Raw genomic sequence first — 23,538 nt, forward strand, 5'->3', positions numbered from 1 at the left:
CGGGGGACGGCGGCTTTCCGGCGATCGTAGCGGCTCCGGGTGACAACTGGGTAAGCCAGGCAGTCGAGTCGACAGCCGGAGAGTGTTGACGGGGTGTGATCCACTATTCCGAGAAAACACCCCGTATCCGGACATTCAGCCCTGGAATCGATACTCTTCGAGCAGTCGACGGCCGATGATCATTTTCTGGATCTCGGCGGTGCCCTCTCCGATCAGCAGCATCGGGGCCTCCCGGTAGAGGCGCTCGATCTCGTACTCCTTGGAGAAGCCGTATCCGCCGTGGATCCGGAAGGCGTCCTCGACGACCTCCTTGCAGTACTCGGACGCGAGGTACTTGGCCATCCCCGCTTCCAGGTCGTTTCGTTCGCCGGAGTCCTTTTTGCGTGCGGCGTTCACCATCATCGCATGCGCGGCCTCCACCTTGGTGGCCATCTCCGCGAGCTTGAACTGAATGGCCTGATGCTGGGCGATCTGCTTGCCGAAAGTGTGACGCTGCTGGGCGTACCGGACACCGAGTTCGAAGGCACGCTGGGCGACGCCGCAGCCACGCGCCGCCACATTGACGCGGCCGACCTCCACGCCGTCCATCATTTGGTAAAAACCGCGGCCGGTGACCCCGCCGAGCACCCGGTCCGCCGGAATCCGCAGGCCGTCCATGATGAGCTCGGTGGTGTCGACCCCCTTGTAGCCCATCTTGTCGATCTTGCCGGGGACGGTGAGCCCGGGGCGGACCTCGCCGAAGCCGGGCTCCTTCTCCACCAGGAAGGTCGTCATCGACTTGTGGGGGGCCGTTCCCTCGGGGTGTCCTTCGTCACTCCGGACCAGAACCGCCACCAGGGACGACGTACCGCCGTTGGTCAGCCACATCTTCTGGCCGTTCAGGACGTACGAGTCGCCGTCCTTGACCGCCTTCGAGGTGATCGCCGACACGTCCGAGCCCAGGGCCGGCTCCGACATGGAGAAGGCGCCGCGGATGTCGCCGGCCGCCATGCGCGGCAGGAAGTGGTCCTTCTGCTCCTGCGTGCCGTGCTGCTTGAGCATGTACGCCACGATGAAGTGCGTGTTGATGATGCCGGACACCGACATCCAGCCGCGGGCGATCTCCTCCACGCACAGCGCGTAGGTCAGCAGCGACTCGCCCAGACCCCCGTACTCCTCGGGGATCATCAGTCCGAACAGGCCGAGTTCCTTCAGGCCGTCGACGATCTGCTGCGGGTACTCGTCGCGGTGCTCCAGCTCGGTGGCGACCGGGATGATCTCCTTGTCCACGAAGTCGCGGACGGTGGAGAGGATCTCCTGCTGGACGTCGGTCAGACCGGCGGTCTGGGCGAGACGGCTCATCTACTTCCCCTGTTCCTTCAGCTCGGGGCGGCCCGGCTGCTCGCCGCCGCGCTTCTTGATGTACGTCTCGGTCGGCACCATCACCTTGCGGCGGAAGACGCAGACGAGGGTGCCGTCCTGCTTGTAGCCCTTGGTCTCGACGTGCACGATCCCGCGGTCGTTCTTCGACTTCGACGGCCACTTGTCGAGCACGGTCGTCTCGCCGTAGATCGTGTCGCCGTGGAAGGTCGGCGCCACGTGCCTGAGCGACTCGATCTCCAGGTTGGCGATCGCCTTGCCGGAGACGTCCGGGACGGACATGCCGAGCAGCAGCGAGTAGACGTAGTTGCCGACCACCACGTTCTTGCCGAAGTCCGTCGTCCTCTCGGCGTAGTTGGCGTCCATGTGGAGCGGGTGGTGGTTCATGGTGAGCAGGCAGAACAGGTGGTCGTCGTACTCGGTGACCGTCTTGCCCGGCCAGTGCCTGTACACCGCGCCGACCTCGAACTCCTCGTAGGTGCGTCCGAACTGCATGGCCGTCACGCCTCCGGGATCTCGAACGTGCTGGTGCGCTGCATGCCGGCGGCGCGTCCCTTGCCGGAGATGACCAGGGCCATCTTGCGGCTGGCCTCGTCGATCATCTCGTCGCCGAGCATCGCGGAGCCCTTCTTGCCGCCCGCCTCGGAGGTGTAGTAGTCGTACGCGTCCAGGATCAGCTCGGCGTGGTCGTAGTCCTCCTGGGAGGGCGAGAAGATCTCGTTGGACGCCTCGACCTGGCCCGGGTGCAGCACCCACTTGCCGTCGAAGCCGAGGGCGGCGGCGCGCTGCGCGACCTCGCGGTAGCCGTCCACGTTGCGGATCTGCAGGTAGGGGCCGTCGATCGCCTGGAGGTTGTTGGCGCGGGCGGCCATCAGGATCTTCATCAGGATGTAGTGGTAGGCGTCCGCCGGGTAGCCGGGCGGCTGCTCGCCCACGACCAGCGACTTCATGTTGATCGACGCCATGAAGTCGGCCGGGCCGAAGATGATCGTCTCCACGCGCGGGGACGCCTGCGCGATCTCGTTGACGTTGTTCAGGCCCTGCGCGTTCTCGATCTGCGCCTCGATGCCGATGCGGCCGACCTCGAAGCCCATCGTCTTCTCGATCTGGGTGAGCAGCAGGTCCAGGGCCACGACCTGCTGCGCGTCCTGCACCTTCGGCAGCATGATGCAGTCCAGGTTCGGGCCCGCGCCCTCGACGACGGTGACGACGTCCCGGTACGTCCACTCGGTCGTCCAGTCGTTGACGCGCACGACGCGGGTCTTGCCGGTCCAGTCGCCCTCGTTGAGGAACTTGACGATGGTGTGCCGCGCCTCGGGCTTGGCCAGCGGCGCGCACGCGTCCTCCAGGTCCAGGAAGACCTGGTCGGCCGGGAGGCCCTGGGCCTTCTCCAGGAAGCGTGGGTTCGAGCCCGGTACGGCCAGGCAGGAGCGCCGGGGGCGAAGGCGGTTGACCGTGGTCATGCGGGGACCTCCAGGGGGTCGAGCTTGTTCGCGTTCCGGATCTCGTCGACGATCCGGCCGATGATGCCGGTGATGTCGAAGTCCTTCGGGGTGAAGACCGCGGCGACTCCCGCGGCCCGCAGTTCTTCGGCGTCACCGTTCGGGATGATGCCACCGGCGATCACCGGTATATCTGTGGCACCGGCCACACGGAGGCGTTCCAGCACGTCCGGGACGAGCTGGGCGTGCGAGCCGGACAGGATGGACAGGCCCACCGCGTGCACGTCCTCGGCGAGGGCGGCGTCCACGATCTGCTCCGGGGTGAGCCGGATGCCCTGGTAGACCACCTCGAACCCGGCGTCGCGGGCCCGCACCGCGATCTGCTCGGCGCCGTTGGAGTGGCCGTCCAGGCCGGGCTTGCCGACCAGGAAGCGCAGCTTGCCGACGCCGAGGTCCTCGGCCGTCAGTTCCACCTTGCGGCGGACCTCCGACAGGGGCGAGCCGGCCTCGGCGGCGACCGCCACCGGGGCGGACGAGACACCGGTCGGCGCGCGGAACTCGCCGAACACCTCGCGCAGGGCACCGGCCCACTCGCCGGTCGTGGCGCCGGCGCGGGCGCACTCCAGGGTGGCCTCCATGAGGTTGGCGTCGGTGGCGGCTGCCTCACGCAGCCGCCCCAACGCCCTGCATCGCCGCGAATGGTTGAAGGGCGGCTGTTGGCTTCCTCGCTCGTCCGAAGGCGGGCGATTCCGGTCCGTACCTCGGCTGGGTACCACCTTGGGTTCCTGCTTCACGGGCTTCTGCCGCTCCCCGAAGGGCGCGGTCTTACACAAGCCTCCACAGGCGTCACTTTCCGCCTGCCCGGCGGTAGGCCCGCCAACTCCGTTGTCGGACAAGGCGACTTTATCAGCATTGCGACGCCATTCGTGCAGGGCTTGCACAACCTGTGCCTCCACCGCCGGGTCGACCGTCTGGATCGCGGTGTCCAGGTCGGCGGTCAGCGGGTTCGGCTCGGTGCCCTCGAAGGCGTTGACGCCGATGATCTTCTCCTGGCCCGACTCGATCCGGGCCCGGCGCTCGGCGTGCGAGGCGACCAGCTGCGACTTCAGGTAGCCGGACTCGACGGCGGCCATCGCGCCGCCCATCTCCTGGATGCGCTCGATCTCCGCGAACGCCGACTCGACCAGCTCGCCGACCTTCGCCTCGATCACCTTCGAGCCCTCGAAGATGTCCTCGTACTCCAGCAGGTCGCTCTCGTGCGCCAGCACCTGCTGGATGCGCAGCGACCACTGCTGGTCCCAGGGCCGGGGCAGGCCCAGCGCCTCGTTCCAGGCCGGCAGCTGCACGGCACGCGCGCGGGCGTCCTTGGAGAGGGTGACCGCCAGCATCTCCAGCACGATCCGCTGGACGTTGTTCTCCGGCTGCGCCTCGGTCAGGCCCAGGGAGTTGACCTGGACGCCGTAGCGGAAGCGGCGGTGCTTGGGGTTCTCGATGCCGTACCGCTCACGGGTGATGCGGTCCCAGATCCGGCCGAAGGCGCGCATCTTGCACATCTCCTCGACGAAGCGGACGCCCGCGTTCACGAAGAAGGAGATGCGGCCGACGACGTCGCCCATGCGCTCCTGCGGCACCTGGCCGCTGTCGCGCACCGCGTCCAGCACGGCGATCGCGGTGGACATCGCGTACGCGATCTCCTGCACCGGCGTGGCGCCCGCCTCCTGCAGGTGGTAGCTGCAGATGTTGATCGGGTTCCACTTGGGCATGTGGGAGACCGTGTACGCGATCATGTCCGTCGTCAGGCGGAGCGAGGGCCCGGGCGGGAAGACGTGCGTCCCCCGGGACAGGTACTCCTTGACGATGTCGTTCTGGGTCGTGCCCTGGAGCTTGCTGACGTCCGCGCCCTGCTCCTCCGCGACGACCTGGTAGAGCGCCAGCAGCCACATGGCCGTGGCGTTGATCGTCATCGAGGTGTTCATCTGCTCCAGGGGGATGTCCTGGAACAGCCGGCGCATGTCACCGAGGTGGGCGATCGGCACGCCGACCCGGCCGACCTCGCCGCGGGCGAGGACGTGGTCGGAGTCGTACCCGGTCTGGGTCGGCAGGTCGAAGGCGACCGACAGGCCCGTCTGCCCCTTGGCGAGGTTGCGCCGGTACAGCTCGTTGGACGCCTCGGCCGTGGAGTGACCGGCGTACGTGCGCATGAGCCACGGCCGGTCCCGTTCCCTTCGCGCCTGCGGCGCGCTCTGACGCTCTGTCATCCGACGGCCCTCAGACGTTCCGGAAGCGGTTGATGGCGTCGACGTGCCGCGCGCGCATCTCCTCGTCGCGCACGCCCAGGCCCTCCTCGGGGGCCAGGCACAGCACGCCGACCTTGCCCTGGTGCAGGTTGCGGTGCACGTCGTACGCGGCCTGGCCGGTGTCCTCCAGGGAGTACACCTTGGAGAGCGTCGGGTGGATCTTGCCCTTGGCGATGAGGCGGTTGGCCTCCCAGGCCTCGCGGTAGTTGGCGAAGTGGGAGCCGATGATCCGCTTCAGCGACATCCACAGGTAGCGGTTGTCGTACTGGTGGTCGTAGCCGGAGGTCGACGCGCAGGTGACGATGGTGCCGCCCTTGCGCGTGACGTACACGGAGGCGCCGAAGGTCTCGCGGCCCGGGTGCTCGAAGACGATGTCGACGTCCTCGCCGCCGGTGAGTTCGCGGATGCGCTTGCCGAGGCGCTTCCACTCGCGCGGGTTCTGGGTGTGCTCGTCCGACCAGAACTTGTAGTCCTCGGCGCTGCGGTCGATGATCAGCTCGGCGCCCATCCTCCGGCAGATCTCGGCCTTCTGCTCGCTGGAGACGACGCAGATCGGGGTGGCGCCGCCGGCCAGCGCGAACTGGGTGGCGTACGAGCCCAGGCCGCCGCTCGCGCCCCAGATCAGCACGTTGTCGCCCTGCTTCATCTGGGCGCCGTTGCGGGAGACCAGCTGGCGGTAGGCGGTGGAGTTGACCAGGCCCGGGGCGGCGGCCTCCTCCCAGCTGAGGTGGCCCGGCTTGGGCATCAGCTGGTTGGACTTGACCAGGGCGATCTCGGCGAGGCCGCCGAAGTTGGTCTCGAAGCCCCAGATGCGCTGCTCGGGGTCGAGCATCGTGTCGTTGTGTCCGTCGGAGGACTCCAGCTCGACGGAGAGGCAGTGCGCGACGACCTCGTCGCCGGGCCGCCAGGCGTTGACGCCGGGGCCGGTGCGCAGGACGACGCCCGCGAGGTCGGAGCCGATGACGTGGTACGGCAGGTCGTGGCGCCTGGTGAGCTCGCTGACCTTGCCGTAGCGCTCCAGGAAGCCGAACGTCGACATCGGCTCGAAGATCGAGGTCCACACCGAGTTGTAGTTGACCGAGGAGGCCATGACGGCCACCAGGGCCTCACCCGGGCCGAGTTCGGGCACGGGCACGTCGTCGAGGTGGATCGACTTGCGGGGGTCCTTGTCGCGGGTGGCGAGCCCGGAGAACATCTCCGTCTCGTCCTTGTGCACGGTGATCGCACGGTACGACTCGGGCAGCGGCAGGGCGGCGAAGTCCTCCGACGTGGAGTCGGGCGACTGGATCGCGGCCAGGATGTCCTTGACGGTCACGGTGTTGCCTCCGGCGATGAGCGGCCCTGTTGAGGGAGGGGGCGCTGAGGGTTACGTCGGTGCTGCTGAGGGTTCGAGGGGGTGCCGTCGGTTCGGCGGGGGTGGTGCTTCGACAGCGCTTTGTGGCGCGGGAGGTGCCTGTGACGCAGGCGTCCGGGCGGGCAGGCCTGGGAGAGGCTTGCTGGGACAGCCGGCGCACGTATGGTCTCTGCGCGCCGGCCGCCCGGACACCTTCAACGTATGGCACGGCGTGACAGGGCGCAAGGCACTGGGTGCCAGTAATCGGTCTCAGATGAAATCTTTACGTGACAAATGAGCGATGATCGATCGAATGGTGTGCGGAGGGGACGTCAAAAGGGGCTCCGACATGGCAAAACGGCCACCCCGTGGGGTGGCCGTCATCACAAGCGGAGAGAGGCGCTCAGCGGGCGCCGCGGGGCCCTCGGCGCCCGCTCGGTGCTCCCTCAGTGCTCCTTCAGGGCCTGTTCGATGGTCCGCATCACCTCGTCGAGAGGGGCGTCGGTACGGGCGACCGTCACCAGCACCTCACCCCGGTCGGAGACCGACGCGGCGGGCGGCTTCGGCGGCGCGGCGCGGCGGCCCGCCAGGATCCCGCTCCCGAACGTCCTGCGCACGATCGAGAAGGCGTGGTCGAGCTCCGCCTCCACATCGCCCTGGCCGTCCGCCCTGAGCCAGCGCCGGAGCACGTGGTTGTGCGCGGTGACCACGGCGGACGCCGCGACCTCCGCCAACAGCGGCTCGTCGCCGGTGTCCTCGTCGTTCGCGTGCTCGTCGAAGTGGCCGAGCAGATAGCGGGTGAAGAGACGCTCGTAACGGGCCACCGAGGCGATCTCGGCCTCGCGCAGCGTGGGCACCTCGCGCGTCAACCGGTAGCGGGCGACCGAGATCTCCGGCCGCGCCGCGTACATCCGCATGACCTCCTTGATGCCGCGGCACACCGTGTCGAGCGGATGCTCGTGGGCCGGCGCGGCGTTGAGCACCGCCTCGGCGCGCACCAGGGTGTCGTCGTGGTCCGGGAAGATCGCCTCTTCCTTGGAGCGGAAGTGCCGGAAGAAGGTGCGGCGGGCGACCCCGGCCGCGGCCGCGATCTCGTCGACGGTGGTGGCCTCGTACCCCTTGGTCGCGAACAGCTCCATCGCGGCGGCCGCCAGTTCCCGGCGCATCTTGAGCCGCTGGGCGGCTGCGCGACTGCCTGCGGAACGCTCCGGCGGCTCGGTCGTGGCTGGTGTACGGGCGGACTTGGCGGGCTGGGACATGCCCCGAACGTACTGCATGGGCGCGGCCCCGCGCGCGGGACCTGCGGCTTCCCCGCCCTTCGGGGGCGGGGAAGCCGTGCGGCCCGTGGGCCGCGCGAACCGGCCGGGATCCAGCAGCCCGCCCCACTGGGCGGCACCGCGGAACCAGTCGTCCAGGCGGGGCTGCTCAGCGCTTGGCATGTTCGCGGAAGCCTCGGCCGGTCTTGCGGCCGAGGCAGCCCGCGGCCACCAGGTGCTCCAGCAGCGGCGCCGGGGCGAGCCCCGGGTCGCGGAACTCGCGGTGCAGGACCTTCTCGATCGCGAGCGAGACGTCCAGCCCGACGACGTCCAGCAGCTCGAAGGGGCCCATCGGATAGCCGCCGCCCAGCTTCATCGCGGCGTCGATGTCGTCCAGGGAGGCGTAGTGCTCCTGCACCATCTTGACCGCGTTGTTGAGATACGGGAACAGCAGCGCGTTGACGATGAACCCGGCCCGGTCGCCGCAGTCCACGGCGTGTTTGCGGATCGTCCGGCAGACCTCGTGCACCGTCGCGTGGACGTCGTCGGCGGTCAGCACCGTGCGGACCACCTCGACCAGCTTCATGGCCGGCGCCGGGTTGAAGAAGTGCATGCCGATCACGTCCTGCGGACGCGAGGTGGCCCGGGCACAGGCGATCACGGGCAGGGACGAGGTGGTGGTGGCGAGCACCGCGCCCGGCTTGCAGACCTTGTCCAGCGCGGCGAACAGCTGCTGCTTGACCTCCAGTTCCTCGGCGACCGCCTCGACCGCCAGGTCCACGTCGGCGAAGTCGTCGTAGGTGCCCGTCGGCCGGATGCGCTCGAGGGCCCGGGCGGCGGCCTCGGCGGTCATCCGCCCCTTGTCGACGGAGCGCGCCAGGGACGTGCCGACACGCGCCTTGGCACCCTGTGCCTTCTCGTCGCTGCGGGCGGCCAGGACCACCTCGTAACCGGCCTTCGCGAACACCTCGGCGATACCGGAGGCCATGGTGCCCGAACCCGCCACCCCCACCGAGCGGACCGGCCGGCCCGCGACGGGGGAACCGCCCGTCAGGGGGGTCAGCGCGTCCCGCACGACGACGGCACTGCCCGGTTCCTCGTACGTGTAGAAACCGCGCCCGGCCTTGCGGCCCGTCAGCCCCGCCTCGCTCAGCTGCTTGAGGATCGGGGCCGGTGCGTGCAACCGGTCGTGGGACTCCGCGTACATGGCCTCCAGGACCGTACGCGCGGTGTCCACGCCGATCAGGTCGAGCAGCGCCAGCGGACCCATGGGCAGACCGCAGCCCAGCCGCATCGCCGCGTCGATGTCCTCGCGGGAGGCGTAGTGCGCCTCGTACATCGTGGCGGCCTGGTTGAGATAGCCGAACAGCAGCCCGTCGGCGACGAATCCGGGCCGGTCGCCCACCGCGACGGGCTCCTTGCCCAGGTCCAGCGCGAGGTCGGTGACCGCGGTGACCGCCTCCGGCGCGGTCAGCACCGAGGAGACGACCTCCACCAGCTTCATCGCCGGGGCGGGGTTGAAGAAGTGCAGGCCCAGCACCCGCTCGGGGCGGGCCGATTCGGCGGCCAGGCGGGTGACCGACAGGGCGTTGGTGCCGGTCGCCAGAATCGTCTCCGGCCGCACGACGGCGTCGAGTTCACGGAAGACCTGCTGCTTGATCCCGTACGACTCCGGCACCACCTCGATCACCAGGTCGGCGTCGGCCGCCGCGGTGAGGTCGGTCGAGGTGGTCACGCGGGCGAGGAGGTCCGTGCGCTCCTGCGCGGTGAGCCGTCCGCGCTCCACGGCGCGGGCGGTCGAGGACTCCAGTGCGGCGACGCACCGCGCGGCCTGGGCCGCACTGATGTCGACGCCGACGACCGTACGGCCGGTCTTGGCCAGGACCTCGGCGATGCCGGTGCCCATGGTGCCGAGGCCGACGACGGCGACGGTGCTGAACGGGGACGCGGGAGCGCCGGAACGGGGGGACAGGGGAGTGGCCATCGAGGGACTCCAGAAAAGAGGGTGACGACGGAAACCGCGCCCGGATGCGCCGAGGGCGCACGGGGTGCGTGCGGAGTGCGGGTGATGCCGGGCTGCTGGCGCACACGCCCGGTGCCGTCGCGGCGGGCGCGTGCACGCCCGGAAACGGCGGTCCGACCGGCCCTGTCCCGGGGCCGAGCCGTACTGCGGTACACGAGTACCGAACCGACTGCGCTCACCGTGGCCGCGTCACCGGACCACCGTGAGGAGAAACAGAAACACGAGCGGGTCACTCGCTCTTCTGAGCTTAACTTGCGGGTAACGAGCGCGCCAGCCCCCGGTGTTTGTGATGTACGTCCCGGCCGGCCCTCCCGACCCCTAACCTCTGGTGCATGGACGAAGAGTTGCGTTCGCTCACGGAGCGCTTACGGGCCGAGGCGTCCGGCCCGGCGGCCCTCGACCGGCTCCTGGCGGTCGAGGACCCCGACGCCCTGGCCGCCGTGCTCACCGAACCCGGACAACCGCTGTGGACCAGGGAACTGGCCGCCTTCCGGCTGGGGTTGGCGGGGGACCGGCGGGCCTTCGAGTCCCTGGTGCTCCTCCTCAACCACCGCGACCCCCCGCGCTGCGCCACCGCCGCGTACGCGCTGGCCCGGCTCGGCGATCCGCGCACCGCCCGCGCCGCCGCCGCGCTCGCCACCAACGAACTCCGTGTCGCCTACGCCCTGCACCCGGTACGCCTGCTGGTCGAACTGCGCGCCCCGGAGGCGGTGCCCGCCCTGATCACCACCCTGCGGCGCCGGCTGCGCCCCCACGACCCGTACCGCCGGGTCGCCCTCGCGTGTGTGGACGGACTGGGCGAACTCGGCGACGCCCGCGCCGAACCCGTCCTGAACGAGGCCCTCGCCCACCCGGCGCTGGCCGAGGCGGCGGTCCACGCCCTGGCCCGGATCCCCCGGCGGCGCCGGGCCCCCGGACCGCGCATTCCCGGCCAGGGGTAGCGGGCCGACCGAGGGGCGCCGACATCGACGCGGCCCGGCCCGGTCGGCCCGTCGGCTGCTCGTCTGCTCCGCGGCTCTGCGACTCCGCGGCTCAGCGATTCTGCGGCTCAGCGGCTCAGCGGCTCAGCGGCGGAAGCCGAGCAGGCCGTGCAGGGTCGCTCCGCGTGCCGTGCTCGGCGTCGCCTTCGACGTCCGCGGCGTCGGATCGGGCAGGGCGGCGCACACCGCGTCGGCCCGACCGGAACCGCGTGGCACGGTCCCGTCGGTCAGATACGCCGCCAGATGCCCGTCGAGGCAGGCGCTGCCGCTCAGCGTGATGCCGTGGTTGCCGCCGCCCTCCTCGACCACCAGGCTGGAACGGGCGAGCAGCCGGTGGACCGTCGCACCGCCCCGGTACGGGGTGGCCGCGTCGTCGGTGGCCTGGAACAGCAGCGCCGGGGGCAGCTTCCCGTTGGCGATGTCCACCGGCCGCAGCGACCCGGCCGGCCAGAACGCGCACGGTGCGTTGTACCAGGCGTTGTTCCAGGTCATGAACGGCGCCTCCTCGTGCACTTCCCAGGTGTCCTTGCGCCACTGCCGCCAGTCCCGCGGCCAGGACGCGTCCCGGCACTCGACCGCCGTGTAGACGCTGTAGCCGTTGTCGCCGGCGGCGTCGACCGCGCCGAAGGCCTCGTGGGTCCGGATCAGCGGCTCGGCGTCGCCCTCGTTCGCATACGCCGCGAACGCCTCCGCCAGGTAGGGCCAGTAGCCGTTGTAGTAGCCGCCCGGGAGGAAGGTGTCCTCCAGCTCGGCGGCGCCCACCTTGCCGTCGGCGGGTTCCTCGGCCAGGGCCGCGCGCATCGCGTACCACTCGGCCTCGATCTTCCGCGCGTCGGTGCCGAGCCCGTACGTGGCGTCGTGCTCGGCGATCCAGTCCATGAGGGCGCGGTGGCGCTCGTCGAAGGCGCGGTCCTGGTTCAGGTTGGAGTCGTACCACACCTCGGTGGGGTCGACGATCGAGTCCAGGACCAGGCGCCGCACCCGCTCCGGGAACAGCTTGGCGTACACGGCGCCCAGGTAGGTGCCGTAGGAGTAGCCGAAGTAACTGATCTGCTGCGCGTCCAGCGCCTGACGGATCACGTCCAGGTCGCGGGCCGCGCTGACCGTGTTCACGTGCGGCAGCAGATCCGCGTGCTTCTTGCCGCAGGCGTCGGCGAACGACTTCACGCGCTCGAGGTTGGCCAGCTCCACCGCGGGTGTGCTCGGCACCGGGTTCGGCCGCACCGGGCCGAAGTGGCCCGGCGCGCAGTCCAGCGCGGGCTCGCTCGCTCCCACACCGCGCGGGTCGAAGCCGATCACGTCGTACTGGGCGGCCACCTCCTTCGGCAGCGAGGCCGCGACGAACCCGGCGAGCGTCAGCCCGCTGCCGCCGGGGCCGCCCGGGTTCACCAGGAGAGGCCCCTGGTACGTCTTCGCGGTGTGCGGTACGCGGGACAGCGCGAGCGTGATCCTCCGCCCGTCGGGGCGGGCGTGGTCGAGCGGCACTTCGACGGACGCGCACTGCAGCGTCGGATGGCTCTTGGTGCCGCACTCCTTCCACACCGGCTTCACCGCGCGGAACGCGTCGGCGCCGCTCGGTGCGGCCGCTTCGGCGGGCAGGGCCGTCAGGCTCCCGGCCACGACGGCGGCGGCACTGCACAGCACTGCTGCGCGCTTCCTCATGGGGCCTCCCAGGGCGGGGGGTCGGTGGACCGCGGACTCGCGGTCCACGCGGCATCGTCCCGGAATGCGCCCCCGGATGAACGCGTTCTCCCGACTCCTGACCCGATCGGGTTGCCCGATGCCCTCGAACGCGTCTGAAGGAGGGAGAGTCGGGTCGGGCCGGTCCCGGGGGAGCCGGGGAGCGGCGGTTCGGCCGTCCCGGTGGGCCGGACGCGGTGGGGCAGCTCCGTGCGGGCGGGGCCGATGCCGTACTCCCGGGCCAGGTCGTGCAGCTGACGGGTGACCCGGCGCTGGTACCACTTCGGGGCGTAGGCGCCCGCCGCGTACAGCCGCTCGTACCGGCTCACCAGGTGCGGGTGGTGCTGCCCGAGCCAGGACGTGAACCACTCGCGGGCGCCCGGCCGCAGGTGCAGCACCAGCGGTGTGACGGCGGTGGCGCCCGACGCGGCGATCGCCCGCACGGTGGCCCGCAGTTGCTCCGGGCGGTCACCCAGGAACGGGATCACCGGCGCCATCAGGACCCCGCAGCCGATACCGTGCACGGTGAGCGTCCGCACGACCTCCAGCCTGCGTTCCGGTGCGGGCGTGCCCGGCTCCACCGTGCGCCACAGCTCGGCGTCGGTGAAGCCCACGGAGACCGGGACGCCGATGTCGGTGGCCCGGGCCGCCTGCCGCAGCAGCTCCAGGTCGCGCAGCGCGGCGAGGATGCCCGGCATCAGCCGGTAACGGCCCTCCGCGCGCTGGTAGCAGTCGACGTTCGTGCCCATCGCTATGGGCTCGCCCTGCCGGCGCCGGGCGGCGAGCCGGCGGCGCAGCACCTCGGGCGCGTTCACCTTGACCACGATCTGGCTGTCGAAGCCGACGCCCGTGTCGAGGTCCGGATAGCTGTGTGACGTGCGCGCGAAGCAGTACACGCACGTGCATGCGAGCCAGGAGGGGGTGCGCGGTCCGTTCGAAGGGCACGCGGGAGGCTCCGGGCACCCGGTTGAGGACCGAGCGGGCGCGGATCTCGTGGAACGTGATCCCGGCGAACTCCGGTGTGTCGAAGGGACGGGTGGTCACCGCCTCCGCGCCGAACAGCGCGGCGCCGGCCCGGCCGTCCCCGGAGCCCGGTGCGAGGTTCTCCCGGCGCATGACGCCTCCTCGGTAGCACTGGCCCACGAAATGGAGCAAGTGTTCCCTTGATCGGGTGAGTGACATCTTCGGTCACCCTCCCGATCAGTTCCGGACTTCCGATTTGGGGGGCCGGGTGAGGGGGTGATTGGCTTGCCCCGACCCTTTGAGCACCCTGAGAACTCATGTCCTGGAGGAAATCGATGGCGCAGGTCGAAGCCACTACGGAGCGGATCGTCGGGGCGGACGCGGAGACGGTGTTCGACGCCATCGCCGACTACAGCGGCACGCGCGCGAGGCTGCTGCCCGAGCAGTTCAGCGAGTACGAGGTCCGGGAGGGCGGCGACGGGGAGGGCAGCCTTGTCCACTGGAAGCTCCAGGCCACCAGCAAGCGTGTCCGCGACTGCCTCCTGGAGGTCACCGAGCCGAGCGACGGCGAGCTGGTCGAGAAGGACCGCAACTCCTCCATGGTCACCGTCTGGCGCGTCACCCCGGCCGGAGAGGGCAGGTCCCGGGTCGTCGTGACCACCACCTGGACGGGTGCGGGCGGCATCGGCGGCTTCTTCGAGAGGACCTTCGCGCCCAAGGGACTCGGACGCATCTACGACGCGCTGCTCGCCAAGCTGGCCGCCGAGGTCGAGAAGTAGCCGTCGCTCCAAGAAGCCGGTGGTGAGGGGAGGTTGGCTCCCGAGGCGCTCTCCTCACCGGTTCGGGTGATCTCCGCGCCGGCCCTCCGTGTGCCGTAACTCGTCGCGCTTGCTCGTAGTTGTCGCTTTTACGCGGGAATCGTGGGGCAGCGCGACGAGGGGAGCGGCACGTGGGCGGTACCGGCGGGATCACTCTGACGCAGGACGAACCGGTCGCGGCGGCGATCCCGTCGGCCGAGCGCCCGCCTCCGGAGCGGGCCCACGGGCCGGGCCCGGAGCCGGCCGTGGAGTACGGCGCGGACCACGGCGCGGACCACGGTCCGGAGTACAGCGCGGAGCACGGCCCGGACGACGACGCGGCACCCGGTGCAAAGCCCGAACAGGGTTCGGCGGGAACGGCGTTGAGTCGGCGCAGGGTGCGGCTGGTGTTCTTCGCGCTGATGTCGGCGCTGCTGCTCGCCGCCCTCGAGCAGATGATCGTCGCCACCGCCCTGCCGAAGATCGTCGGCGAACTGCACGGCCTGGACCGGATGTCCTGGGCGATCACCGCCTATCTGCTCACCGCCACCATCGGACTGCCGATCTACGGCAAACTCGGCGACCTGTTCGGCCGCAAGGGCGTCTTCCAGTTCGCGATCGTCGTCTTCGTCGTCGGCTCCGCGCTCGCGGGCCGGGCACAGACCATGGACCAGCTGATCGCCTGCCGCGCGGTGCAGGGCGTCGGCGCGGGCGGACTGATGATCGGCGTCCAGACGATCATCGCGGACATCGTGCCAGCACGGGAACGCGGCCGGTTCATGGGCCTGATCGGCGCCGCCTTCGGCCTCGCCTCGGTCGCCGGGCCGCTGCTCGGCGGCTACTTCACCGACCATCTGTCATGGCGCTGGTGCTTCTACTTCAACGTGCCCTTCGGCGCGCTGACCCTGCTCGTCGTCGCCCTGGTGCTGAAACTCCCCAAGCCCTCCGTCAGGCCCCGGCTGGACGTCCTCGGCGCACTGCTGCTGGCCGCGGCCTCCACCTGCCTGGTGCTGCTCACCAGTTGGGGCGGGACCGAGTACGCCTGGGACTCGCGCGTCGTCCTCGGCCTCGGCGCGGGCGGCGCGGCGGCCACCGTGCTCTTCCTCGTCGTCGAGCGCTTCACCGCCGAACCCCTCATCCCGCTCCGGCTGTTCAAGGACTCCGTCTTCAACGTCACCGCCCTGGTGGGGCTGGTGATCGGCGTCGCCCTGTTCGGCGCGGCCAGCTACCTGCCGACGTACCTGCAGATGGTCGACGGGGCCACGGCCACCGAGTCGGGCCTGCTGATGCTGCCCATGATGGCCGGCATCGTCGGCGCCTCCATCGTCTCGGGGCAGCTCATCAGCCGGACCGGCCGCTACCGGAGCCACCCCCTGCTCGGCGGCGTCCTCTCCATCGCCGGCATGTGGCTGCTGTCCCGCCTCGAACCCGACACGCCCCGGCTGCACTACAGCATCTGGATGGCCGTCCTCGGCGCCGGCATCGGCATGGTGATGCCCGTACTGGTCCTCGCCGTGCAGAACTCCGTGCGCCCCGGCGACCTCGGCACCGCCACCAGCGCCAACAACTACTTCCGGCAGATCGGCGGCAGCGTCGGCGCCGCGGTCTTCGGCACCCTCTTCGCCGGCCGGCTCACCGACGCGCTCGCCGAGCGGCTCCCGGCGGGGGAGGGGGCGGGGCTGCCCGACGCCGAGTCGATCACCCCGCAGCTCGTGCACGCGCTGCCGCCCGCCCTGCGCGACCTCTACGTCCAGGCCTACGCCGACGCCATGCCGCGCATCTTCCTCTACCTGGTGCCGGTGCTCGTCCTCGGTCTGTTCATCACCTTCTTCCTCAAGGAGAAACCCCTGGTGTCCCACTACGCCCCCACCGCCGACCCGACAGTGCAAGCGCCGCACACGACGGCGCCGGTACCGCCGGCCAGGTCGCCGCACGCCGCGGGCATCGCCGTCTGCGGCACCGTCCAGCATCCGGACGGGACCGTGGTGCCGCGCGCCGCGCTCACCCTCATCGACGTCGCCGGGCAGCAGATCGGGCGGGGCGCGAGCGGCGCCGACGGACGGTACGCGCTGGCCACCCCAGGCCCGGGCGCGTACGTCCTGATCGCCGCGGCGGGCGGGCACCAGCCGCAGGCGGTCTCGGTGACCGTCGGCGAACGGCCCGTCGAGCTGGACGTCGTCCTCGGCGGCGCGGGCCGCCTCGCCGGCTGTGTGCTCACCGCCGACGGTTCACCCGTGCGGGACGCCATCGTGACCCTGACCAACGTCCACGGCGAGGTCGTCGCCACCACCCGCAGCGGCCGGGAGGGCGGCTACGAGATCACCGAGCTGGTGGCCGGTGAGTACACCCTCGCCGCGAGTGCGCCCGCGTTCCGCCCGGCCGCCCTCCCCGTCACCGTCCAGGCCGCCCGGGAGACCCGTCAGGACGTCGAACTGGCCGGTGGCGCCGTGCTGCGCGGCACCGTGCGGGCCGGCGGCGGACGGGCCGTGGAGGACGCGCGCGTGACCCTGCTGGACGCGGCGGGCAACGTGGTCGACACCCTCACCACCGGGCCGGACGGAACCTTCCGCTTCGTCGACCTGTCGTCCGGCGAGTACACCGTCATCGCCGCCGGCTATCCGCCGGTCGCCACCGTGCTCCAGGTCGCCGGCGGCGGCCGCACCGAACGGGACCTGCAACTGGGCCACGAGGACTGACAGTGAGGGCTGACCACGAGGGCTGACCACGAGGGCTGACCACGGGCCGTGGCACCGAGCGGGGCGACGGATTCCCGTTCCGCCATTGGTCTGGCCCGGTGAGAGTTTTCCACAGGCCTGGCTGCGCTTCGGCACCACGACGTAGCGTGAGCGCATGAAGATCCTCATCAGCGCGGACATGGAGGGCGCCACCGGCGTCACCTGGCCCGCCGACGTGCTGCCGGGCACACCGCAGTGGGAGCGCTGCCGGGCCATGTTCACCTCCGACGTCGACGCCGCCGTGCGGGGCTTCTTCGACGGCGGCGCCGACGAGGTGCTGATCAACGAGGCCCACTGGAGCATGCGCAACCTGCTCCTGGAGCGGCTCGACGAGCGGGCCGAGATGCTCACCGGGCGGCACAAGTCGCTGTCCATGGTGGAGGGCGTGCAGCACGGCGACGTGGACGGCATCGCGTTCATCGGCTACCACGCGGGAGCCGGCATGGAGGGCGTCCTCGCGCACACCTACCTCGCCAACTCCATCACCGGAGTGTGGCTGAACGGCGAACGGGCCAGCGAGGGCCTGCTCAACGCGGCCGTCGTCGCCGAGTACGGGGTACCGGTCGTCCTGGTCACCGGCGACGACGTGGCCTGCGAGGACGCCCTCGGCTACGCGCCGGAGGCGCTGAAGGTCGCGGTCAAGGACCATGTGTCGCGGTACGCGGCCGTGTGCCGCACACCCGCCAGGACGGCCGCCGACATCCGGGCCGCGGCGAAGGAGGCCGCCGCGCTGGCCGGCCGCCGGGAGCCGGTGGCGGCCGGTCCCTTCACCGTCGAGGTGGAGTTCGACGCGGAGCACCTGGCGATGGCCGTCACCGTGGTGCCGGGCGTGGTCCGCGCCGGTGAGCGGAAGGTGGCGTACACGAGCGGGACCATGCACGAGGGGATCCGCACCTTCAAGGCGGTCACCACGATCGCCTCGGCCGCGGTGGAGGAGCAGTATGGCTGACGAACGCGCTCTGGACGAGGTCGTGACGTTCACCTCCGAACTCATCCGGATCGACACCACCAACAGGGGCGGGGGCGACTGCCGGGAGCGGCCCGCCGCCGAGTACGCGGCGGAGCGGCTCGCCGGGGCGGGCCTGGAGCCGGTGCTGCTGGAGCGCACCCCGGGCCGGACCAACGTCGTCGCGCGCCTGGCAGGCACCGACCCGACGGCCGACGCGCTCCTCGTCCACGGCCACCTCGACGTCGTACCGGCCGAGGCCGCCGACTGGAGCGTGCACCCGTTCTCCGGCGAGGTGCGCGACGGGGTGGTCTGGGGCCGCGGCGCCGTCGACATGAAGAACATGGACGCGATGATTCTCGCCGTGGTGCGGGCCTGGGCGCGGCAGGGCGTGCGGCCCCGGCGCGACATCGTGATCGCCTTCACCGCGGACGAGGAGGACAGTGCCGAGGACGGCTCCGGGTTCCTCGCCGACCGGCACGCGGCGCTCTTCGAGGGCTGCACCGAGGGGATCAGCGAATCGGGCGCCTACACCGTCCACGACGGCGCCGGCCGGCAGCTCTACCCGATAGCCGCGGGGGAGCGCGGTACGGCCTGGCTGAAGCTGACCGCGCGCGGGCGGGCCGGACACGGCTCCAAGGTCAACCGGGAGAACGCGGTGACCCGTCTGGCCGCCGCCGTCACCCGCATCGGCGAGCACGAGTGGCCACTGCGGCTCACCCCGACGGTCAGTGCGGCGCTCACCGAACTGGCCGCCCTGTACGGGGTCGACCCCGACCTGTCCGACGCGGACATGCTGCTCGCCAAGCTGGGCCCGGCCGCGAAACTCGTCGAGCACACCCTCCGCAACAGCAGCAACCCGACGATGCTGAACGCCGGTTACAAGCTCAACGTGATCCCCGGGCAGGCCGTGGCCTACGTCGACGGACGGTATCTGCCCGGCTGGGAGGACGAGTTCCGCACCACCATGGACCGGCTCACCGGGCCGGACGTGGACTGGGAGTTCGAGCACCGCGAGCCGGCCCTCACGGCGCCGGTGGACTCGACGACGTTCGCCCGGATGCGGGCCGCCGTGCAGGAGTTCGCGCCCGAGGGGCACCCCGTGCCGTACTGCATGTCCGGCGGCACGGACGCCAAGCAGTTCTCCCGCCTCGGCATCACCGGCTACGGGTTCGCCCCGCTGAAACTGCCGGAGGGCTTCGACTACCAGGCCCTCTTCCACGGAGTCGACGAGCGGGTCCCGGTCGAGGCGCTCCACTTCGGGGTCCGCGTCCTCGACCGGTTCCTGCGGACGGTCTGAGCGACATGGGGGAAACGGTGCAGACCCTGCCCTACGGCGAGTGGCCCTCGCCCATCGACGCGGCCACGGCCGCGGCGCACGACGGAAGACCCGAGTTCGTGGGGTTCGTCGGGGACGAGGTGTGGTGGACCGAGCCCCGGCCCGCCGAGGGCGGCCGGCGCACCCTGGTGCGCCGGCACTCCGACGGTACGGAGGAGACCGTGCTGCCGGAGCCGTGGAACGTGCGCAGCCGGGTCGTCGAGTACGGCGGACGACCCTGGGCCGGGTCCGTACGGGACGACGACCCTCTCGTGGTCTTCGTGAACTTCGCCGACCAGCGCCTCTACCGCTGCGAGCCCGGCGACGAGCCGCGTCCGCTGACCCCGCTCTCCCCGGTGGGGCAGGGGCTGCGCTGGGCCGAGCCGACGCTGCTGCCGGACCGCGACGAGGTGTGGTGCGTCCTGGAGGAGTTCACCGGCGACGGACCGAGCGAGGTGCGCCGCGTCCTGGCCGCCGTACCGCTGGACGGATCGGCCGCCGAGGACCGCGGCGCCGTCCGTGAACTCACCGACGACCGGCACCGGTTCGTCACCGGGCCGCGGCTGTCACCCGACGGACGGCGCGTCGCCTGGCTGGCCTGGGACCATCCGCGCATGCCGTGGGACGGCACCGAACTGCGTCTCGCCGAGGTCGCACCCGACGGCACCCTGCACCACGCCCGCACCGTGGCGGGCGGCCCCGGCGAGTCCGTCGCCCAGGCCGACTGGACGCACGACGGCCGGCTGCTGCACACGAGCGACCGCACCGGCTGGTGGAACCTTTACCTCGACGGCGAACCGGTCGGCCCGCGCGAGGAGGAGTTCGGCGGACCGCTGTGGCAGCCGGGGTCGCGCTGGTTCACCCCGCTGGACGGCGGTCTGATCGCCGTCGTGCACGGCCGGGGCGCCGCCGCGCTCGGCATACTCGACCCCGAGACGGGCGAGGTCGTCGACGCGGCCGGGCCCTGGACCGAGTTCGCGCCCACGCTCGCGGCGCACGGCGAGCGAAGCGAGATGGGGGTCCCCCCGCCCGGAGGGTGGGGGAGGGTCGTCGCCGTCGGCGCCGGGCCCCGCAGCGCCCCCGAGGTGGTGGAACTGGACACCGGCACCGGCAGGACCCGGGTGATCGGCGCCCCGCACAAGGACGCCGTGGACCCCGCCCACTACCCCGACCCGCAGGTCCGCACCTTCACCGGTCCGGGCGGCCGGGAGATCCACGCCCATGTGTACCCGCCGCACCACCCCGACTGCGTCGCGCCCGAGGGCCGACTGCCGCCGTACGTGATCCGGGCGCACGGCGGGCCCACCGGCCGGGCGTCCCTCGTGCTCGACCTGGGGATCGCCTACTTCACCTCACGCGGCATCGGTGTCGTGGAGGTCAACTACGGCGGCTCCACCGGATACGGACGCGCCTACCGCGAGCGGCTGCGCGAGCAGTGGGGCGTGGTCGACGTCGAGGACTGCGCGGCCGTCGCGCTCGCCCTCGCCGACGAGGGCACCGCCGACCGCGACCGGCTCGCGATCCGCGGCGGCAGCGCCGGCGGCTGGACCGCGGCCGTCTCCCTCACCACGACCGACGTCTACGCCTGCGGCACCATCCTCTACCCGGTGCTGGACCTGACCGGCTGGGGCCCGGGGGAGACCCACGACCTCGAGTCCGAGTACCTCGAGAGCCTCATCGGCCCGCGCGCCGGGGTCCCCGAGCGGTACGCCGAACGCTCGCCCGTCGCGCACGCCGACCGGCTCACCGCCCCCTTCCTGCTGCTTCAGGGCCTGGACGACGTCATCTGCCCTCCCGTGCAGTGCGAGCGGTTCCTGGCCCGGCTGGAGGGCAGGAAGGTGCCGCACGCGTACATCGCCTTCGAGGGCGAGGGACACGGCTTCCGGCGCACGGACACCATGGTGCGGGCCCTGGAGGCGGAACTGTCGTTGTACGCACAGGTATTCGGCCTGGATGTGCCGGAGGTGCCGGTACTGGAGCTCACCGGATGAGCCGGGTCGAGCCGTTGCTTCGGCCGCCCCGGCCCGGTCCCGGTGCCCGGGTGGCCGTCGTCGCGCCCAGCGGGCCCGTGCCGGAGGAGCGGCTCCAGGCCGGTCTCGACGTGCTGCGCGGCTGGGACCTCGACCCGGTGGTCGCCCCCCATGTCCTGGGCCGGCACCGCGACCTCGACTACCTGGCCGGCACGGACGCCGAGCGGGCCGCCGACCTGCAGTCCGCCTGGTGCGACCCCGCCGTGGACGTGGTGATGTGCGCCCGGGGCGGCTACGGCGCGCAGCGCATCGCCGACCTGCTCGACTGGACGGCGATGCGGGCCGCCGGTCCGAAGGTGTTCGTCGGGTTCAGCGACATCACCGCCCTGCACGAGGCGTTCGCCACCCGGCTCGGCCTGGTCACCCTGCACGGGCCGATGGCGGCGGGCATCGACTTCGTCAAGAACGCACGCGCACAGGAGCACCTGAGGGCGACCCTCCTCGCCCCGGAGACCGTCCGCACCATCACCTCCCCCGGCGGCACCGCGCTGGTCCCCGGGCGGGCGCGGGGCGTCACCCTCGGCGGCTGCCTCGCCCTGCTCGCCGCCGACCTCGGCACCCCGCACGCCAGGGGCTCCGCGCGCGGCGGGCTGCTGTGCCTGGAGGACGTGGGGGAGGAGCCGTACCGGCTCGACCGGTACCTCACCCAACTCCTGCGGGCCGGGTGGTTCGACGGGGTGTCGGGGCTGCTGCTCGGCTCCTGGACGCAGTGCGAGCCGTACGAGACGGTGCGGGCCCTGCTCGCCGACCGGCTCGGCGGCCTGGGCGTGCCCGTGGCCGAGCGGTTCGGGTTCGGCCACTGCGACGGGGCGCTCACCCTCCCCTTCGGCGTCCCGGCCGAACTCGACGCGGAGGCGGGCACCCTGACACTCGACGAACCGGCACTGAGCTGAGCCCGCCCGGCACCGGTACGGGCACCTCGGGCGGGCGTACCGGGCGGGCCGGCACGCCGACCGGGCGCGTCCGGCGCGCAGGCACGTCCGGCGTGCCCGGCGTAGGGTGGCGCCGTGCCGCACACCGCCTCCCGTCACCTCGCCGAGGGCCCCCGCGTGGGGATACGGCACTTCACCCACGCGGACAGTGCGGAGTTCACCGCCCGTGCCCGGGAGAGCAGGGACCTGCACCGTCCCTGGCTGTTCCCGCCGGAGAACGCCGCGGCGTTCTCCGCGTACGCGGAGCAGCTGATCCGGGACCCCGCCAAGGCCGGTTTCCTGGTCTGCGAGAAGGCCGACGGCTCCATCGCCGGGTTCATCAACATCAACAACATCGTCCACGGCGCGTTCCAGAGCGGTGTCCTCGGCTACGGCGCGTTCGCGCACGCGGCGGGGCGCGGCCTGATGCGCGAAGGGCTGGACCTCGTCGTGCGGCACGCGTTCGGGCCGATGCGGCTGCACCGGCTGGAGATCAACGTGCAGCCCGCCAACGCCGCCTCCATCGCCCTGGCCCGCAGCTGCGGGTTCCGCCTGGAGGGCTTCTCTCCGGACATGCTCTTCATCGACGGGGCCTGGCGCGACCACGAACGCTGGGCGCTCACCCAGGAGATGCGCGGCCCCCGCTGACCCGCCGTCCGCGCCGCCGTCCTCCCGGCCGGTGCGCCCCGCTTTTTCGTCGCCGCGTCCCGCCCCTGTCCGGGACGGGCGACCGAGGCTTCCGTGGAGGACCGTGACGACGATCCGGCGTGCTGCGAGGAGCCGGCCCGCCGCGCACTGGGTCCGGACGATTCCCTGCCCGCCCGGCGCCCCTCGACGGGGCGCACCGCATCGAGGACCGCGACAAGGAGGACCTGCCGCGCTGCACGGCCCGGCGGGTCGGCATGCGCCCCACACCGTGACCGCGTGATGCAGACCGCGGGACGCGGACCGCATGACGTGGACCGCGTGGCTCAGACGGTGGCGCGGCGGTCCGCGTACTCGTAGACCGCCCCGTCCGGGTGCCGTGCGATGAGGTTGCGGCCCACCGGGGTGGGGAGCGGGCCCGCGACGATGTCCGCGCCCATCTCCGCGAGCACCCGGCCGGCCTCCTCGACGTCCTGCACCGCGATGGTCGCCGCCACCTTGCGCAGCACGTCCAGTTCGGCCGCCGGACCGCTCAACAGCAGGAAACAGCCGACCGCGGCCACCTGGACACCGGCCCGCTCGAAGCGGAGCGCCGTGCCTCCCGCCAGCCGTTCGTAGAAGGGGATCGCGGTCTCGATGTCGTCGACGCAGACGCGCAGCGTGGCACCCAGTATCTCCATGGGACGAGCCTAGGGTCTTCCGTCCGGATCACGCCGGACTTCCGGGGGCCGGAAAGCGCCGGAGGCGCGGGGGTGCGGGCCGGCGGACGTTTGGCCGTCGCGGCGGGGGAAACGCGGAAGTCTCCCGAGCCATGTGACGACAG

16 protein-coding genes and 3 pseudogenes are annotated in these 23,538 nt (G+C 71.7%); 8 read left to right on the forward strand and 11 right to left on the reverse strand.

Annotated features, from left to right (window positions below):
* Positions 1-135 precede the first annotated feature (135 nt).
* From ACWEQO_RS07370 to ACWEQO_RS07405, 8 genes and pseudogenes are all read right to left on the reverse strand, one after another.
* Entirely contained in the window at positions 136-1,341 is a 1,206-nt protein-coding gene (locus ACWEQO_RS07370) for an acyl-CoA dehydrogenase family protein (protein ID WP_361457460.1), read from the reverse strand.
* The gene (locus tag ACWEQO_RS07375) at positions 1,342-1,854 is read right to left on the reverse strand and encodes a MaoC family dehydratase (RefSeq protein WP_361457457.1); all 513 of its coding nucleotides are present in this window, start codon (positions 1,852-1,854) and stop codon (positions 1,342-1,344) included. It lies immediately after the preceding gene.
* Between the two features lie 5 nt (positions 1,855-1,859).
* Positions 1,860-2,822: an HpcH/HpaI aldolase/citrate lyase family protein gene (locus ACWEQO_RS07380; protein ID WP_361457454.1), complete on the reverse strand. Its 963-nt coding sequence runs from the start codon at positions 2,820-2,822 to the stop codon at positions 1,860-1,862.
* Positions 2,819-3,535 (reverse strand): annotated as a pseudogene (locus ACWEQO_RS07385) (cobalamin-dependent protein); the annotation flags it as partial. The gene ACWEQO_RS07380 and the pseudogene ACWEQO_RS07385, both read right to left, overlap by 4 nt.
* A 174-nt stretch (positions 3,536-3,709) precedes the next feature.
* Positions 3,710-5,059: pseudogene (locus tag ACWEQO_RS07390) on the reverse strand (methylmalonyl-CoA mutase family protein); the annotation flags it as partial.
* A gap of 10 nt (positions 5,060-5,069) precedes the next feature.
* Complete coding sequence (ccrA, locus tag ACWEQO_RS07395) at positions 5,070-6,413, reverse strand: crotonyl-CoA carboxylase/reductase (RefSeq protein WP_361457448.1); 1,344 nt, start codon at positions 6,411-6,413, stop codon at positions 5,070-5,072.
* 464 nt (positions 6,414-6,877) lie between these two features.
* Complete coding sequence (locus tag ACWEQO_RS07400; RefSeq protein WP_361457611.1) at positions 6,878-7,708, reverse strand: TetR family transcriptional regulator; 831 nt, start codon at positions 7,706-7,708, stop codon at positions 6,878-6,880.
* A 148-nt stretch (positions 7,709-7,856) separates the two neighbouring features.
* Positions 7,857-9,671 carry a 3-hydroxyacyl-CoA dehydrogenase family protein gene (locus ACWEQO_RS07405; protein WP_452979904.1) on the reverse strand — a complete coding sequence of 605 codons (1,815 nt, stop codon included), beginning with the start codon at positions 9,669-9,671 and terminating at the stop codon, positions 7,857-7,859.
* A 371-nt stretch (positions 9,672-10,042) separates the two neighbouring features.
* Here ACWEQO_RS07405 and ACWEQO_RS07410 point away from each other — a divergent pair, with 371 nt between their 5' ends.
* Complete coding sequence (locus ACWEQO_RS07410; protein ID WP_452979907.1) at positions 10,043-10,651, forward strand: adenylosuccinate lyase; 609 nt, start codon at positions 10,043-10,045, stop codon at positions 10,649-10,651.
* A gap of 123 nt (positions 10,652-10,774) precedes the next feature.
* Here the strand turns inward: ACWEQO_RS07410 and ACWEQO_RS07415 are convergent, their stop codons facing one another.
* On the reverse strand, positions 10,775-12,352 hold the full coding sequence (locus tag ACWEQO_RS07415) for an alpha/beta hydrolase (RefSeq protein ID WP_452979910.1): 1,578 nt from the start codon (positions 12,350-12,352) through the stop codon (positions 10,775-10,777).
* 137 nt (positions 12,353-12,489) lie between these two features.
* Positions 12,490-13,486, reverse strand: a pseudogene (locus ACWEQO_RS07420) (Rv2578c family radical SAM protein); the annotation flags it as partial.
* Between the two features lie 182 nt (positions 13,487-13,668).
* Between ACWEQO_RS07420 and ACWEQO_RS07425 the strand changes: the two are divergent.
* The 7 genes from ACWEQO_RS07425 to ACWEQO_RS07455 all read left to right on the forward strand — a co-directional run bounded on the left by ACWEQO_RS07425 (position 13,669) and on the right by ACWEQO_RS07455 (position 22,718).
* Entirely contained in the window at positions 13,669-14,112 is a 444-nt protein-coding gene (locus ACWEQO_RS07425) for an SRPBCC family protein (protein ID WP_361457436.1), read from the forward strand.
* Positions 14,113-14,282: 170 nt separating this feature from the next.
* Positions 14,283-16,826, forward strand: a complete 2,544-nt coding sequence (locus tag ACWEQO_RS07430; RefSeq protein WP_452979914.1) for an MFS transporter — start codon at positions 14,283-14,285, stop codon at positions 16,824-16,826.
* A 154-nt stretch (positions 16,827-16,980) separates the two neighbouring features.
* The gene (locus ACWEQO_RS07435; protein WP_361457430.1) at positions 16,981-17,814 is read left to right on the forward strand and encodes a M55 family metallopeptidase; all 834 of its coding nucleotides are present in this window, start codon (positions 16,981-16,983) and stop codon (positions 17,812-17,814) included.
* On the forward strand, positions 17,807-19,111 hold the full coding sequence (locus ACWEQO_RS07440) for a M20/M25/M40 family metallo-hydrolase (RefSeq protein WP_452979918.1): 1,305 nt from the start codon (positions 17,807-17,809) through the stop codon (positions 19,109-19,111). The genes ACWEQO_RS07435 and ACWEQO_RS07440 overlap by 8 nt, the downstream gene beginning before the upstream one ends.
* Positions 19,112-19,116: 5 nt before the next feature.
* Complete coding sequence (locus tag ACWEQO_RS07445) at positions 19,117-21,120, forward strand: dipeptidyl-peptidase 5 (protein WP_452979921.1); 2,004 nt, start codon at positions 19,117-19,119, stop codon at positions 21,118-21,120.
* Positions 21,117-22,052 carry a S66 peptidase family protein gene (locus ACWEQO_RS07450; RefSeq protein WP_361457421.1) on the forward strand — a complete coding sequence of 312 codons (936 nt, stop codon included), beginning with the start codon at positions 21,117-21,119 and terminating at the stop codon, positions 22,050-22,052. Before ACWEQO_RS07445 ends, ACWEQO_RS07450 begins: the two co-directional genes overlap by 4 nt.
* A 114-nt stretch (positions 22,053-22,166) precedes the next feature.
* Positions 22,167-22,718 carry a GNAT family N-acetyltransferase gene (locus tag ACWEQO_RS07455; protein ID WP_452979925.1) on the forward strand — a complete coding sequence of 184 codons (552 nt, stop codon included), beginning with the start codon at positions 22,167-22,169 and terminating at the stop codon, positions 22,716-22,718.
* A gap of 323 nt (positions 22,719-23,041) precedes the next feature.
* Here the strand turns inward: ACWEQO_RS07455 and ACWEQO_RS07460 are convergent, their stop codons facing one another.
* Positions 23,042-23,395, reverse strand: a complete 354-nt coding sequence (locus tag ACWEQO_RS07460) for a VOC family protein (RefSeq protein WP_361457415.1) — start codon at positions 23,393-23,395, stop codon at positions 23,042-23,044.
* Positions 23,396-23,538 lie beyond the last annotated feature (143 nt).

This window comes from Streptomyces sp. NPDC004051, from assembly GCF_053604275.1.